Raw genomic sequence first — 13,147 nt, forward strand, 5'->3', positions numbered from 1 at the left:
GGAGTTCCGTATGCCGACACCCGACAACGTCCTGGTCGTGCACTGGCACGATCTCGGCCGGCACCTCGGGTGCTACGGGGAGTCGGGCGTCCGCAGCCCCAACCTCGACCGACTGGCGTCCGAGGGCATCCTGCTGACGAACGCGCACGCCGCCGCACCGCTCTGCTCGCCATCCCGGGGCGCCCTGTTCTCCGGACGGTATCCGCACGACAACGGCCTGGTCGGGCTGGCGCACCACGGGTGGGAGTACCACGACGACGTCCGCACATTGCCCGCCATCCTGTCCGAAGCAGGCTGGTACACAGCGCTTTTCGGAATGCAACACGAGACGGCCTATCCCAGCCGGCTCGGCTACCACGAGTACGACGTGTCGAACTCGTACTGCGATTTCGTCGTGGACCGAGCGTCGAATTGGCTCACTCGGCACCCCCCGACCCCCTTCATGCTGACAACGGGCTTCTTCGAGACCCACCGCCCGTATCCACCGGATCTGTATCCGATCGAGGATCCGAACGGTGTCGACGTGCCGTCGTACCTTCCGGATCATCCGCAGGTCCGCGACGATCTCGCCGCGTTCCACGGATCCATCGAGGTCGCCGACGCGGCGGTGGGCCGACTCCTCGACACCCTCGCCGCGGAAGGTCTCGACGCGAGGACGTGGGTGGTGTTCTTCACCGATCATGGTGAGGCGTTCCCTCGTGCCAAGTCGACCCTGTACGCGCGCGGCACCGGCATCGCCATGGTCGTGCGCCCACCGGGTCGACTTCGCCTGGCCCCGGCGGTGGACGGTGACCTGTTCAGCGGCGTCGACTTCGTTCCGACGTTGCTCGACCTGCTCGGCGTCGACGTGCCCGAGTCGGTGGCCGGGGTGTCGCACGCGCAGCGCTGGCTGGGGCGCAACGACGAGCCTGCCCGAGACCTGCTGTTCACCGAGAAGACTTTTCACGACAGCTTCGACCCGATACGGGCCGTACGTTCGACGCGATACAGCTACATCGAGAACTACGCGCCGCGGCCCGCGCTCGACCTACCGCTCGACATCGAGAACAGTCCGTCGAGGTCCGCGCTCGGCATCGACCACCTGGCGCCCCGCGCCGACCGCGAACTGTACGACCTCGTGGCCGATCCGGACGAGGTCACGAACCTCGCAGGAACTCCCGCCCTCGCGGCCGTCGAGGCGAGACTCGCCGCAGAACTGCACCGGTGGCGGGATACGACAGGTGACGTGATCCCCAGCGAGGCCGAGGGAACGGCCTACGCCGAGCGCGCGATGGCGGACTACTTCGCGAAACTCGACGCCACCCCGAACGTTCGATCCGCCCTCAGCGCAGACCGCGGAATCCTCGACGTCGCGCAGAGCGGCGGCTGAACGCCGACCTCGGTGTGCCTGCGGTGCAACGGCATCACCGCGCACCGGCCGCGATGTCGAGGAACTCCCGCGCGGAGCCCCGCAGCCCGCTGGCGTGATCCCACACCGCGAGCAACCGCCTCGGCAGACGAAGCCCCTCGAGTTCGACGGCGACGAGCCTGCCGTCGACGATGTCGGCGGCGACGGCGAGCGACGACACGACGGCGGGCGCGTTGCCTGCGACAACAGCAGCCTTGACCGCGGTGCAGGACGTCAGTTCGAGCAGCGGTGCCACGCATCCGGGGACGGCCCGCTCCAGGGTGTTGCGGGTGCCCGACCCGAATTCACGCTGGATCAACGGCGTTCGCGCGAGTTCGGCAGGCGCGATCGGCCCCGATCGCGCCCACGGGTGTGCGGGCGGGACCACCACCACCAGTTCGTCGCGGGCGACTTCCTGGAAATCGAGGCGGGCGGGCACCTCGGGTCCCTCGACGAATCCGAGTTCGGCCTGTCCGGAGAGCACCTGGGCGACGACGTCGGTGGAGTTGAGCAGGCGCACGGAGGTGACGACCGTCGGATGCTTGCGTCGCATGGTGACGGTCCAGCCGGGTACCAGGTACTCGGCGATGGTCATGCTCGCCGCGACGGTCAGGTTCGCTTCCCTCTCGCCGCGAAGGGCGGAGATTCCGGAGGCGAGTTGCTCTGCGGCGGTCAGGGTTCCGGCGGCCCATTCGAGGACCAGCCCCCCCTCGTAGGTGGGGGTGACGCCAGTGGTGGCGCGGTCGAACACCTTGATGCCGAGCTGACGCTCCGCGGACCGGACGCGAGCGCTGATCGCCTGCTGACTGAGTCCGTGTTCCCGCCCTGCGGCGCCCATGCTGCCGAGTCGCGCGACGGACAGGAGCACGTCGAGTGCAGCCAGTTCGGGGACGCGCGGAGACAGAGGCATGCGGCACACCCTACCCGGCCACAAAGTCTCGTTGTGGCGAGACAAGGTGCCGTGGTGCCCGACGTCAGAGCAGCAGGAAGGCCACGACTGCTGCCACGAGCGCGAGCAGTGCGATCACGACCAGCACCCTCAGCACGATTCGCCCCGCCGAACCCTCGCCCTCCACGACTGCGTCCACGGTCGGCTCGGTGACGACATCGACAGCACCGGCCTCGGCCGGGTCCTCGATCGGACCTTCGGCGACCTCCACCGCGGCGGCCGCCGCCGAGAGGACCGCATCGCCATCCGTCACGACATCGGCGGGCAGCAGCGGTCCGCGGATGGCCGTCAGCACCTCGGTGACGTCATAGGACGGCGGCAGCCCGATCGGCTTGTTCGGCCGAGTCGCACTGCGGAAGCCGGCTGCGACGATCGCGGCGCCGAGTGCTGCGGCCTGCTCCGGACCCGGACCCACGACGACGTGCACCCCGAACTTCGTGGCGAGCGCATCGGCGACGCCGCGCAACGCGACGACGTCCCGCGCGACGATGCCGTCACCGGTCACCACCACGGCGTCGAGGTTGGACGGTAGCCAGCCGAATGCGCCCAGGGCCGTGGACAACTGAGCGGTCGGCGACGAGCCGCGGGATGCGGCGAACCGAAACGACCGACCGCTGGAGACGCCGGAACGCACGAGCGTGACCGTGGCCCCCACGTCGTCCACGTGATAGGTGCCGATCAGCTGCCCGGGCTTCGCCGAGACCTCCGACTCGAACCACGCGCACACCGCTTCCGCATCGGACAGCAGTGAAAGCTCGCCCAGTCCCGAATAGTTCAGCGAGTTGCGGAGATCTGCGATCTGGTCCGCCTCCCACATCGAGGGGTAGGACGCGACGACCGTCGGCGTGCCGCCGTCGCGACCACCGAAGGTGGGCAGCGGCTCGCACTCCCGCACCAGGGAACGCATCGCGGAGGCCACGACGTCCTCGGCCCGGTAGCGGGTGCCGTCGCTGGCCTCCACGCCTTCGGGATCTCCGACCCGCGCCACGAACCCCGTCACGGTGCCGACGAACTCGCCGCCCTCCGGCGGGTCACCGCCGCCGAGGAGAACGTCACCGTCGGAGCCGACGTAGAGGACGGTGTCACGGACGATGACTATCGGGTCGGGAGTGCCCGGTTCGTTCGAGGCAACGACGAGCGTCGAGACGAGGCTGCCGATGCGGAGCCCAATTCCCACAGACATGCGTACTCCATTCGAGCGACGAACATCAAAGCAATCTACGCGCTCGACGGAGCCATTCCCGAAACCCGGACGCCGGGACACTTCCTGTCGCGCCGAACATCTCGTACGCGACCCCGGTGAGTCAGGAAGTCAGCGAACCGACAGCGGCCCGCAGCAAACCGGCAGCTTCCTCGGCGACGGCCGCCAGCTCCGGATTGCCCGTCACCTCGACCATCAGTTGCGGGTTCATTGCCTCCACGACGACGGCGGATGGGCCCTCGGACCGCACGACGACGTTGCACGGCAGCAACAGCCCGATCTGCGGATCCGCACCGACGGCGCGGTTCGCGAGCCCCGGATTGCATGCTCCGAGGATCAGGTACCTGTCCAGGTCGGCCCCGATCTTCTCCTTGAGCGTCGCCTGCAGGTCTATCTCCGTGAGCACACCGAATCCCTGCTCCTGCAGTGCCGCACGTGTCCGGGCCACCGCATCGTCGAAGTCGGCGGTCAGTGTGGTTCCGATTCCGAGTTCCATGTGTGCGATCCCTTCCTTGATTCCGTTCGGTATGCCGTTCAGCGATGCTCGAGCAACTGCCAGGGCGACGCGTCGAGGAGGATGTCGACGGCGGTCCCGTCACCCTGCGGACGCAGTACGTGCTCGAGCGCGTGGATGCGCAGACCCGCCGAGGCCGACGCGAGGTCGGAGATGCCCGGCAGGATCGCCGGGTCGGGCGGCCCGCCGACCCCGCGGTGATAGTTCTCGATCGAATGCCCGAGATACAGCAGGCGACCACCCGGGGCGAGCCAGCCCGCGGCCCGGGCGACGAGCGCCCGCAGATCGTCCGTCGGCAGGTGCAGGAAACTGAGCAATGCCAGTTCGACCTGCCGGCCGGGCGCCCAGTCCGTGACGTCGGCGACCCGCCAGTCGATCAGTCCGTCGGCGTCCTTCTCCCGGGCCTGCTCGATCGCGACCTCGGAGTGGTCGACGGCGGTGACGGTCCACCCCATGCGGGCCAGCCACCGAGCGTGCCGTCCGTCTCCGCACGCCAGGTCGACGGCAGTGCCGGGCGTCGCGCCGCCGAGTCTCTGCCGAATCGTTTCGGCGGGTTCACTGCCCCACGGGTCGGGGCGGTCGCGATAACGGGCGTCCCAGTCCGAGGCGTCCATCGTCACGCCAACGCCAGGAAGAGCTTCTCGAGCTCCGCCTCGGTCATCGGTTCCTGGTTGTCGCGCGTGGTCCCGTCGAGGCAATCCCGCAACCCCGTGGCGACGATCTTGAATCCGGCCCGGTCCAGTGCCCGGGACACCGCTGCCAACTGGGTCACGACGTCCTTGCAGTCGCGTCCCGCCTCGATCATCGAGATCACGCCCGCAAGCTGCCCCTGCGCACGGCGCAGCCGGTTCAGAACCTGCGCGATGCTTTCTTCGTCGCCTGTCATCGACACACCTGCTCTTTCTCGACACGCATTCGGATCGAACTCCGTCAGTTTACCCCTCGGGGTATATCCCGGGTTTCGTGGCGAAACCGGGGTCCACGCGACCACACTGGAAGGTGCAGCGGGCGACACCGCCCACCCACGACAGGAGAAGCCCATGAGCGAGAACCGGCCCTTCGGCTTCGACCCCGAAGACCTCGACCGCTTGGCCCGCCAGGTCGGGGAGGGCATCCGCGACACGGTCGACAGGATCGGCAGCATCGTCAGCGACGCCGGCTTCGAGATCGTCACGGAGTCCCGCCCCGGCGTGACGTATGCGTACCCGCGCCGTAAGAAGACCCAGACCACCGGCGACACCGGCGGCGGCGTGTGGGCGGTCTTCGTCGTCGACGACGACGGCACGGCCACCGTCGAGCAGGTGTACCCCACCGAGCTCGACGCGTTGCGCGCCAACAAGACCAATACCGACGCCCACCGCCGCGTCCGCTTCCTGCCGTACGGCATCGCTGTCAGCGCGCTCGACGCCGACACCGACGGCGGCTCCGGGCTGGAAGCGGATGTCGAACCAGACCCGGAGCACTGACCGTCCGTCAGCCGTGCGAGAAGCTGATCTCGGGTAGCAGCCGACGCAGCCACGCCGGTGACCACCACGCTGCCCGGCCGGTGATCCGCATCAGAGCGGGCAGCAGCACCAGCCGCACCAGCACCGCATCGAGCAGGACCGCGACGCCGAGGATGATGCCCATCTCCTTCGGCGGCAGCGGTTCGGCCAGCGCGAAGCTGAAGAACACGCCGACCATCACCGCGGCGGCGGCGAAGATGACCCGTCCCGAGTGCGCCATGCCCTCGACCTGGGCGGCCGCGGCATTGCCGGTGCGTTCGTAGTGCTCCTTGACCGTCGTGAGCAGGAACACTGTGTAGTCCATCGCGATCGCGAAGATCATCGCGAAGAAGAACACCGGCCCCCAGCCGTCGAGGAAGCCCTGCGGCTCGAAGCCGAGCAGTCCGGCCCCGTGACCGTCCTGGAAGATCAGCTTCGCGACCCCGAACGCGGCGCCGGTGGACAGCAGGCTGACGACGGTTCCCATCAACGCCACCAGCGGTGCACGGAGCGCGACCAGCAGCAACAGGAAGCCGAGCACCAGGATCACCGCCATCACGATCGGCAGGTAGTCGTTCAGCGCCTGCTGCAGGTCGAGGTTCTCGGCGGGGGCGCCGCCGACGATCGCGGACTCGGGCAGGTCGGCGCGGAGCCGGTTCAGGGTGCCGGCCAGCGCGGGATCCGATGGGTCGACGTCCGGCACCGCCTGCAGCAGCACCAGATCCGATCCGTCGGCGGTATGTACTGTCGGACTCACCATCGCCACCCCCTCGGTCGCCGCGGCGACCCGTGCGACCTCGTCGGCATCCTCAGCGGCAGCGACGATCTGCAGTGTGCCGGGCACACCGGCACCCATCTGCTCCTGCACGATCTCGTATCCCTGCCGCACCGCGGCGTCCTCGGGCACGACCTGGATCGACGGCATGGCCACCTTCAGGCCGAACACCGGGATCGACAGCAACATCAGAACTCCGAGCGCACCGACGGCGAGCGGCCACGGCCGGCGGTGCACCAGCGCACCCCACCGGCCGAACAGCGGAGACCGGTGCTCCTGACGCTTCGCGTATGGCAGCGACCCCGCGTTGACCTTGCCACCGAGCTTGCCCAGCACCGCGGGCAGCAGGGTCAGCGTCGCGGCGAGCACGAACAGCACCGCCAGCATGATCCCGACCGCCATCGTGCGCACCGCGGGAGCGGGCACCAGCAGCACCGCGGACAGGCTGACGAGCACGGTCAGCCCGGACAGCAGCACCGCCTTGCCCGCAGTGCTCATCGTCTCCGCGACCGCCAACCGGGCACTTGCGCCGTTACGCAGCGCGTCCCGGAACCGGACGACGAGGAACAGCGCATAGTCGATGCCGAGCGCGAGGGCGAACATCATCGCAAAATTCATGGCCCACACCGAGATCGGCGTGAACTCGTTCAGTAACACCAGTGCCCCGGCGGACGCGACCAACCCTGCCATCGTCAACAGCAACGGCAGTCCCGCCGCGACGAGCGAACCGAACGCGAGCACCATGATCGCGAGAGTGACCGGCCACGAGAACATCTCGGCCTTGATCATCGCGTCGTGGTTGGCGGCATTGAAGTCGCTCCACAGCGCGGACGCGCCGGTGGGGTGGATCTCGACCCCTTCCCCGGCAACCGCGGCCAGCGGATCCGCGAGGTCGCCTGCGGCGGTGACCATCGTGTTCGGGTCGGCGCCTGCGCCGCCGAGCACGATCGCGGTGTGCCCGTCGGGGCTGATCGTCATGCCCGGCTGCGGCGGCACCACCTGGGAGATGCGAGAGTCGGCGTCCAGGACGCCCGTGACGCCTGCGATCGCGGCGGCCATCTCGGGGTCGTCCACGGTGTGCGTCTCCGAGTGCACGACGACCTGCAGGGCGTCGGACCCGGTGCCACCGAAGTGCTCCTGTGCGAGCTCGCGCACCTGGACGGACTCGGAGCCGTCGGCCTGCCAGCCCGCGCCGGCGAGTGAGCTGAACACGCTCGGCGCGGCGGCACCGAGCGCGACGACGACGGCGATCCAGGCGATGACGACGATGCCGAAGCGGTCGGCCATCGTGGCGCCGAGTCGCGCCATCAGGCCGTGCACCTGCTCCCGCGGCGGGGCGTGCTTGTCGGTGTCGGTGGTGGTCATGGCATCGAACATCCTTCTCATCAATACGGGTGGGGGTATATGAACGGGCCGAGAAAACCCCCGGAGACCGGGGGTGTTCTCGAAAGGTCAGACGAGGAGGTCGGCGTGGGCCCGACCCGCGAGCCAGGTGCGGTAGCCGCCGTCGAGGTTGCGGACGTCGCGGCCGAGCTGACGCAGGATGCGGGCTGCGGTGTGCCCGCGCTGACCGACCTGGCAGGTCACGACGATCTCGCCGCCGGGCAGTTCGGCAGCCCGCGACCGGAGCGCGTCGAGTTCGATGTTGACAGCACCGGGAATCGAGCCGGCCGCGAACTCGGACGGCGTACGGACGTCGACGAGCACCGCACCGGCAGCGTCCAGTTCGTGCCACTGAATGGTGGCAGCGGTGCCCACTCGCAGGTTGTCCGCGATGTAGCCGAGCATGTTCACCGGATCCTTCGCGGAACCGAACTGCGGCGCGTACGCCAGTTCCAGATCGGCGAGTTCCGACGCGGCAATGCCTCCGACCATGGCGGTGGCGATCACGTCGATGCGCTTGTCCACCCCGTCGCCACCGACACCCTGCGCGCCCAGGATGGCGTCGGTGTCCGGATCGACGAGCAGTTTCAGCGACATGCCCTGGGCTCCCGGGTAGTACCCGGCGTGCGACTGCGGATGCGTGTGGATCGCCCGGTAGGGCCTGCCCGCGGCGTGCAGGCGCTTCTCGTTCCAGCCGACGGCGGCGGCCATGAGGGAGAACACTCCGACGATCGCCGTGCCGACGACGGGACGCGGACGCACGGGCAGTCCGGAGATCACGTCGGCGACGAGCCGACCCTGCCGGTTCGCCGGATTGGCGAGCGGCACGAGGCCGGGCTGCCCGGAGATCGCGTCGAGCTTCTCGACAGCGTCGCCCACCGCGTAGACGTGCTCGGCGGAGGTCCGCATCGTCTCGTCGACGGCGATGCCGCCGCGCGGACCCGTCTCGATGCCGGCCGCGACGGCGAGCGCGGACTCGGGCCGCACGCCGATCGCCATCACCACGACGTCGGCGGGCAGGACCCGGCCGTCAGCGAGGGTGACGTCGTCGGCGCCGATCGAAGTGACCTGGGTGCCGAGTTCGATCCGGACCCCGTTGGAGCGCAACTCGTCCGCGACGGGCGCGGCCATCTCGGGGTCGAGCGGCGCGAGCACCTGATCGGCGAGTTCGACGACCGTGACGTCGAGGTCGCGGCGGCGCAGGTTCTCGGCGAGCTCGATCCCGATGAACCCGGCGCCGACGATGACGGCGGAACGTGCGGTGGAATCCAGCGCGGCGACGAGGCGGTCGACGTCCTCGACGTCGCGCAGGACCAGCGCACGGTCGACGCCGGGCAGGTCGGGGACGATCGGGCTCGCGCCGGGGCTGAGGACCAGTTCGTCGTAGGTCTCGACGGCCTCGACACCGGTGACCAGATCGCGCACGGTGACCGTGCGAGCGTCCGGGTCGATCGAGGTGACCTCGGTGCGAACACGGACGTCGAGTTCGAACCGGGAGGCCAGCGACTCCGGGGTCTGCAGCAGCAGTGCCTCGCGCTCCCCGATCACTCCGCCCGCGTAGTACGGCAGTCCGCAGTTCGCGAACGAGACGTGTGCGCCCCGCTCGAACACCACGATCTGCGCGTCCTCGTTCAATCGACGCAACCGGGTCGCGGCGGACATTCCGCCCGCAACCCCTCCCACGATGACGACCTTCACAACCGATCCCTTCCGTCGACTACATCGAACATACCCCCTGGGGTATATGAACCGGCGCACGGAGGTCGCTGTTCCCCCGGTGGTACGGATCACTGTCGTCAGCGGAAGTCCCTCGATCGACCGGCCATCCGCAAGTCCATCCGCTGCAACCGGTCGGCGACCACCGTCACCGCTCCCTCCGCGTTCTGCACCCGACCGCGGACCAGCAGCGCGGGCGCGGTGTGCGCGAGGGTGCGGTAACGGGCCCACAGACCCACCGAGCAGACGACGTTCACCATCCCGGTCTCGTCCTCCAGGTTGATGAAGGTCACTCCTGCCGCGGTCGCGGGACGCTGCCGATGGGTGACGGCGCCGCCGACGAGTACCCGGTCCCCGTCCGGGACCGACAGCAGCCGCGACGCCGGGACCACGCCGAGCGCGTCGAGTTGCGGCCGCAGGAACTGGGTGGGGTACGAGTCCGGCGAGACCCCGGTCGCCCACACGTCGGCCGCGGCCAGTTCCACGTCGCTCATCCCGGGCAGGGTCGGCGCGGTGACCGAGGCCCCGGTGCCGGGCAGCCGGTCCGGCCGCTCCCCCGCCGCCGCCCCGGCCGCCCACAGTGCCTGCCTGCGGGTTCCGGCGACACCGGCGAGCGCACCCGCCGTCGCCAGCGCCTCCGCCTGCGCCGTGGACAGTTCCACCCGGCCGGTCAGGTCGAGCAGCGAGGTGAACGGTCCCCCCTCCTCGCGCGCGGCGACGATCTTCTCCGCCAGCGCCGTCCCGACGTGCCGCACCTCACCGAGCCCGAGCCGGACCTCCAGGCCGCCGGACTCCAGGCCCGCGTGGGCGAGGCTGCGGTTCACGTCCGGGCCGTGCACCACGACACCGTGCCGCCTGGCGTCGGCGACGAGGGACTGCGGCGAGTAGAACCCCATCGGCTGCGCGCGCAGCAGTCCGGCACAGAACGCCGCGGGGTGGTGGAGTTTGAACCACGCCGAATAGAAGACCAGTGAGGCGAAGGATTGTGAATGACTTTCGGGGAAACCGAAATTCGCGAACGCGTACAGCTTCTCGTAGATCCGGTCCGCGACCTCTCCGGTGATGCCGTGCAACTCCCGCATGCCGTCGTACAGCCGACCTCTGAGCCGTTCCATCTTCTGCGGAGACCGCTTCGAGCCCATCGCGCGACGCAACCGGTCGGCCTCCGCGGCGGTGAACCCCGCGACGTCGACGGCCATCTGCATCAACTGTTCCTGGAACAGCGGCACGCCGAGGGTCCGCTCGAGCGAGTGCTCCAAGCTGGGATGGTCGTAGGTGACCGGTTCGCGGCCGTTGCGACGCCGGATGTACGGGTGCACGGACCCGCCCTGGATGGGACCGGGCCGGATCAGCGCCACCTCCACCACCAGGTCGTAGAACGTGCGCGGCTTCAGTCGCGGCAGGGTCGCCATCTGGGCACGCGACTCCACCTGGAACACGCCCACCGAGTCGGCGCGGCACAGCATCTCGTAGACCGCGGCCTCGGACAGATCCAGGTGCGCAAGGTCCACCTCGATGCCCTTGTGCTCGGCGACCAGGTCGATCATGTAGTGCAGCGCGGAGAGCATGCCGAGACCGAGCAGGTCGAACTTGACCAACCCCACCGCCGCGCAGTCGTCCTTGTCCCACTGCAGGACGCTGCGGTTCTCCATCCGCGCCCACTCGACCGGACACACGTCCGCGATCGGCCGGTCGCAGATCACCATGCCTCCCGAGTGGATACCCAGATGTCGTGGAAAACCCTCGATCTCACCTGCCAACTCGAGGACCGCCGGTGGGATGTCGGTTCCCTTCTCGTCCTTGACGCCGGTCCACCGGCTGACCTGCTTGCTCCACGCGTCCTGCTGTCCAGGCGAGTAGCCGAGAGCGCGAGCCATGTCTCGCACCGCCATCTTGCCGCGGTAGGTGATGACGTTCGCGACCTGCGCGGCGTACTCGCGGCCGTATCGGTTGTAGACGTACTGGATGGCCTCCTCGCGCCGGTCCGACTCGATGTCGACGTCGATGTCCGGCGGACCGTCCCGCTCCGGCGACAGGAACCGCTCGAAGAGCAGTCTGTTGCCGACCGGGTCCACGTTGGTGATGCCGATGGCGTAGCAGACCGCGGAGTTGGCCGCCGAGCCGCGGCCCTGGCAGAGGATGTCGCTGCGCTTGCAGAACGACACGATGTCGTGGACCACCAGGAAGTAGCCCGGGAATCCCAGCTGCGCAACGATTCCCAGTTCGTGTTCGATCTGCCGGTAGGCGTCGGGCCGCTCACCGGGGGTGCCGTAGCGGCGTCGGGCACCGGCCATCGTCAACTCCCGGAGCCAGCTGTCCTCGGTGTGCCCGTCGGGGACGTCGAACGGCGGCAGCTTCGGCGCGATCAGCGCGAGGTCGAAGGCGCACTCGCGACCGAGGTCGGCCGCCGTCGGCACCGCGGAGGGGTGCGCAGCGAACAGTCGCGTCATCTCGGCCCCCGACCGCAGGTGGGCACCGCCCGTCGGAGCGAGCCACCCGGCGGCCTCGTCGAGGGACTGCCGGGCCCGGACCGCGGCCATCGCCATCGCCAGCCGGGACCGGTCCGGCGCGGCGAAGTGGGCGGCGGTGGTCGCGACCACGGGAACCCCACAACGGTCGGCGAGCCCGGCGAGCGTCGCGTTGCGCTCCTCGTCCTCGGCCACCCCGTGCGCGGTGAGTTCGACGGCGACGCGGTCGGGACCGAATCTCTCCGTCAGTTCACGCAATTCGGTTTCGGCAGCGGAGACTCCCCCGAACGCCAGCGCCGCGCGCACGTGCCCCTTGCGGCATCCGGTGAGGATCTGCCAGTGCCCGCCAGCGGCCTCGGTGAGCGTGTCGAGATCGTAGGTCGGCTTCCCCTTCTCCCCACCTGCGAGGTGCGCGGCGGCGATCTGCCTGGACAGGCGCCGGTACCCCTCCTGACCGCGGGCGAGCACCAGCAGATGAACCCCACCCGGGTCGGGGGTTCCGGTACGCGGCGGAGCGAACGCGGCATCGGCTGCGGGCAGGGACAATTCGGCTCCGAACACGGTTCGCATGCGCAGCTCCCTTGCCGCTTCCGCGAACCGCACCACCCCGTAGAGGCCGTCGTGGTCGGTCAACGCGATCGCCTCGAGTCCGAGCCGGACCGCTTCCTCGACCAACTCCTCGGGCCCGCTGGCGCCGTCGAGGAAACTGAACGCGGAGTGGGCGTGCAGTTCGGCGTAGGGCACGACCGGGCCGCCGTCCGCGGCGATCCCCTCCGCACGATAGGCGCCGCGCTTGCGGGACCACGCCGGACTGTCGCTGCCGTCGCCGGGGTACATGGCCTCCGGAGGATTCCGGCCGGAGCGCCCGGAAAGGACCCGTTCCAGCTCCGACCAGGTCGGCGGCCCGTTGTTCCAGCCCACCACACACTCCTCCCACACCACTGACACGGCCACGACCGAGCGGGGGAAGAACGCTTCGAACGTACGTTCTACCTTGCACCAGGACGCCCCCCTCGTCAACCGACACGAGCGCCCGGTGTGCACCTTGCGGAATTCTTCTCACCCTCGGTCCGCAGTCGATGGATTCCATTTGATGTAACTCGAATTCTTACCGTCCGGTAGCCGGACCACTTTATCGACCAAACCAGTCGAATAATTCTCATCGTGCCCATATATCAATCACACATATGCCAATTGCGCATACCAAGAGGCCACTCCGCTTGGACTTCCCGAGGGAAACTGATCCCACCGCAGGAACCCGACTTGAAGT

Annotated in this window: 10 protein-coding genes; 2 read left to right on the plus strand and 8 right to left on the minus strand. The window is 69.1% G+C overall.

Going from position 1 to position 13,147, the window contains the following annotated elements:
* Positions 1–10 precede the first annotated feature (10 nt).
* The gene (locus tag FFS72_RS21960) at positions 11–1,369 is read left to right on the plus strand and encodes a sulfatase family protein (RefSeq protein ID WP_137875928.1); all 1,359 of its coding nucleotides are present in this window, start codon (positions 11–13) and stop codon (positions 1,367–1,369) included.
* A 34-nt stretch (positions 1,370–1,403) separates the two neighbouring features.
* On the opposite strand, the gene FFS72_RS21965 is transcribed toward FFS72_RS21960, so the two are convergent.
* From FFS72_RS21965 to FFS72_RS21985, 5 genes are all read right to left on the minus strand, one after another.
* Complete coding sequence (locus FFS72_RS21965) at positions 1,404–2,297, minus strand: LysR family transcriptional regulator (protein ID WP_137875929.1); 894 nt, start codon at positions 2,295–2,297, stop codon at positions 1,404–1,406.
* Positions 2,298–2,361: 64 nt separating this feature from the next.
* On the minus strand, positions 2,362–3,519 hold the full coding sequence (locus FFS72_RS21970) for a hypothetical protein (RefSeq protein ID WP_249353452.1): 1,158 nt from the start codon (positions 3,517–3,519) through the stop codon (positions 2,362–2,364).
* A 121-nt stretch (positions 3,520–3,640) separates the two neighbouring features.
* Positions 3,641–4,033 carry a DUF302 domain-containing protein gene (locus FFS72_RS21975; protein ID WP_137875930.1) on the minus strand — a complete coding sequence of 131 codons (393 nt, stop codon included), beginning with the start codon at positions 4,031–4,033 and terminating at the stop codon, positions 3,641–3,643.
* Positions 4,034–4,071: 38 nt separating this feature from the next.
* Positions 4,072–4,665, minus strand: coding sequence for a class I SAM-dependent methyltransferase (locus FFS72_RS21980; RefSeq protein ID WP_137875952.1), 594 nt, complete (start codon positions 4,663–4,665; stop codon positions 4,072–4,074).
* A 2-nt stretch (positions 4,666–4,667) separates the two neighbouring features.
* Positions 4,668–4,937: a metal-sensitive transcriptional regulator gene (locus FFS72_RS21985; RefSeq protein ID WP_050063486.1), complete on the minus strand. Its 270-nt coding sequence runs from the start codon at positions 4,935–4,937 to the stop codon at positions 4,668–4,670.
* Between the two features lie 154 nt (positions 4,938–5,091).
* Here FFS72_RS21985 and FFS72_RS21990 point away from each other — a divergent pair, with 154 nt between their 5' ends.
* Positions 5,092–5,517, plus strand: coding sequence for an Rv0313 family protein (locus FFS72_RS21990; RefSeq protein WP_137875931.1), 426 nt, complete (start codon positions 5,092–5,094; stop codon positions 5,515–5,517).
* Between the two features lie 7 nt (positions 5,518–5,524).
* On the opposite strand, the gene FFS72_RS21995 is transcribed toward FFS72_RS21990, so the two are convergent.
* The 3 genes from FFS72_RS21995 to FFS72_RS22005 all read right to left on the minus strand — a co-directional run bounded on the left by FFS72_RS21995 (position 5,525) and on the right by FFS72_RS22005 (position 12,798).
* Positions 5,525–7,675, minus strand: a complete 2,151-nt coding sequence (locus FFS72_RS21995; RefSeq protein WP_137875932.1) for an MMPL family transporter — start codon at positions 7,673–7,675, stop codon at positions 5,525–5,527.
* 87 nt (positions 7,676–7,762) lie between these two features.
* Entirely contained in the window at positions 7,763–9,391 is a 1,629-nt protein-coding gene (locus tag FFS72_RS22000) for an FAD-dependent oxidoreductase (RefSeq protein ID WP_137875933.1), read from the minus strand.
* Between the two features lie 98 nt (positions 9,392–9,489).
* The gene (locus FFS72_RS22005; protein ID WP_137875934.1) at positions 9,490–12,798 is read right to left on the minus strand and encodes an error-prone DNA polymerase; all 3,309 of its coding nucleotides are present in this window, start codon (positions 12,796–12,798) and stop codon (positions 9,490–9,492) included.
* Positions 12,799–13,147: the final 349 nt, after the last annotated feature.

This window comes from Rhodococcus sp. Q, assembly GCF_005503035.1.
GTDB lineage: Bacteria > Actinomycetota > Actinomycetes > Mycobacteriales > Mycobacteriaceae > Rhodococcus_G.

Bases quoted from the DNA above. Each gene is read 5' to 3' on its own strand.
- FFS72_RS21960 (WP_137875928.1), top strand. From the start codon at position 11: ATGCCGACACCCGACAACGTCCTGGTCGTGCACTGGCACGATCTCGGC.
- FFS72_RS21965 (WP_137875929.1), bottom strand. From the start codon at position 2,297: ATGCCTCTGTCTCCGCGCGTCCCCGAACTGGCTGCACTCGACGTGCTC.
- FFS72_RS21970 (WP_249353452.1), bottom strand. From the start codon at position 3,519: ATGTCTGTGGGAATTGGGCTCCGCATCGGCAGCCTCGTCTCGACGCTC.
- FFS72_RS21975 (WP_137875930.1), bottom strand. From the start codon at position 4,033: ATGGAACTCGGAATCGGAACCACACTGACCGCCGACTTCGACGATGCG.
- FFS72_RS21980 (WP_137875952.1), bottom strand. From the start codon at position 4,665: ATGGACGCCTCGGACTGGGACGCCCGTTATCGCGACCGCCCCGACCCG.
- FFS72_RS21985 (WP_050063486.1), bottom strand. From the start codon at position 4,937: ATGACAGGCGACGAAGAAAGCATCGCGCAGGTTCTGAACCGGCTGCGC.
- FFS72_RS21990 (WP_137875931.1), top strand. From the start codon at position 5,092: ATGAGCGAGAACCGGCCCTTCGGCTTCGACCCCGAAGACCTCGACCGC.
- FFS72_RS21995 (WP_137875932.1), bottom strand. From the start codon at position 7,675: ATGACCACCACCGACACCGACAAGCACGCCCCGCCGCGGGAGCAGGTG.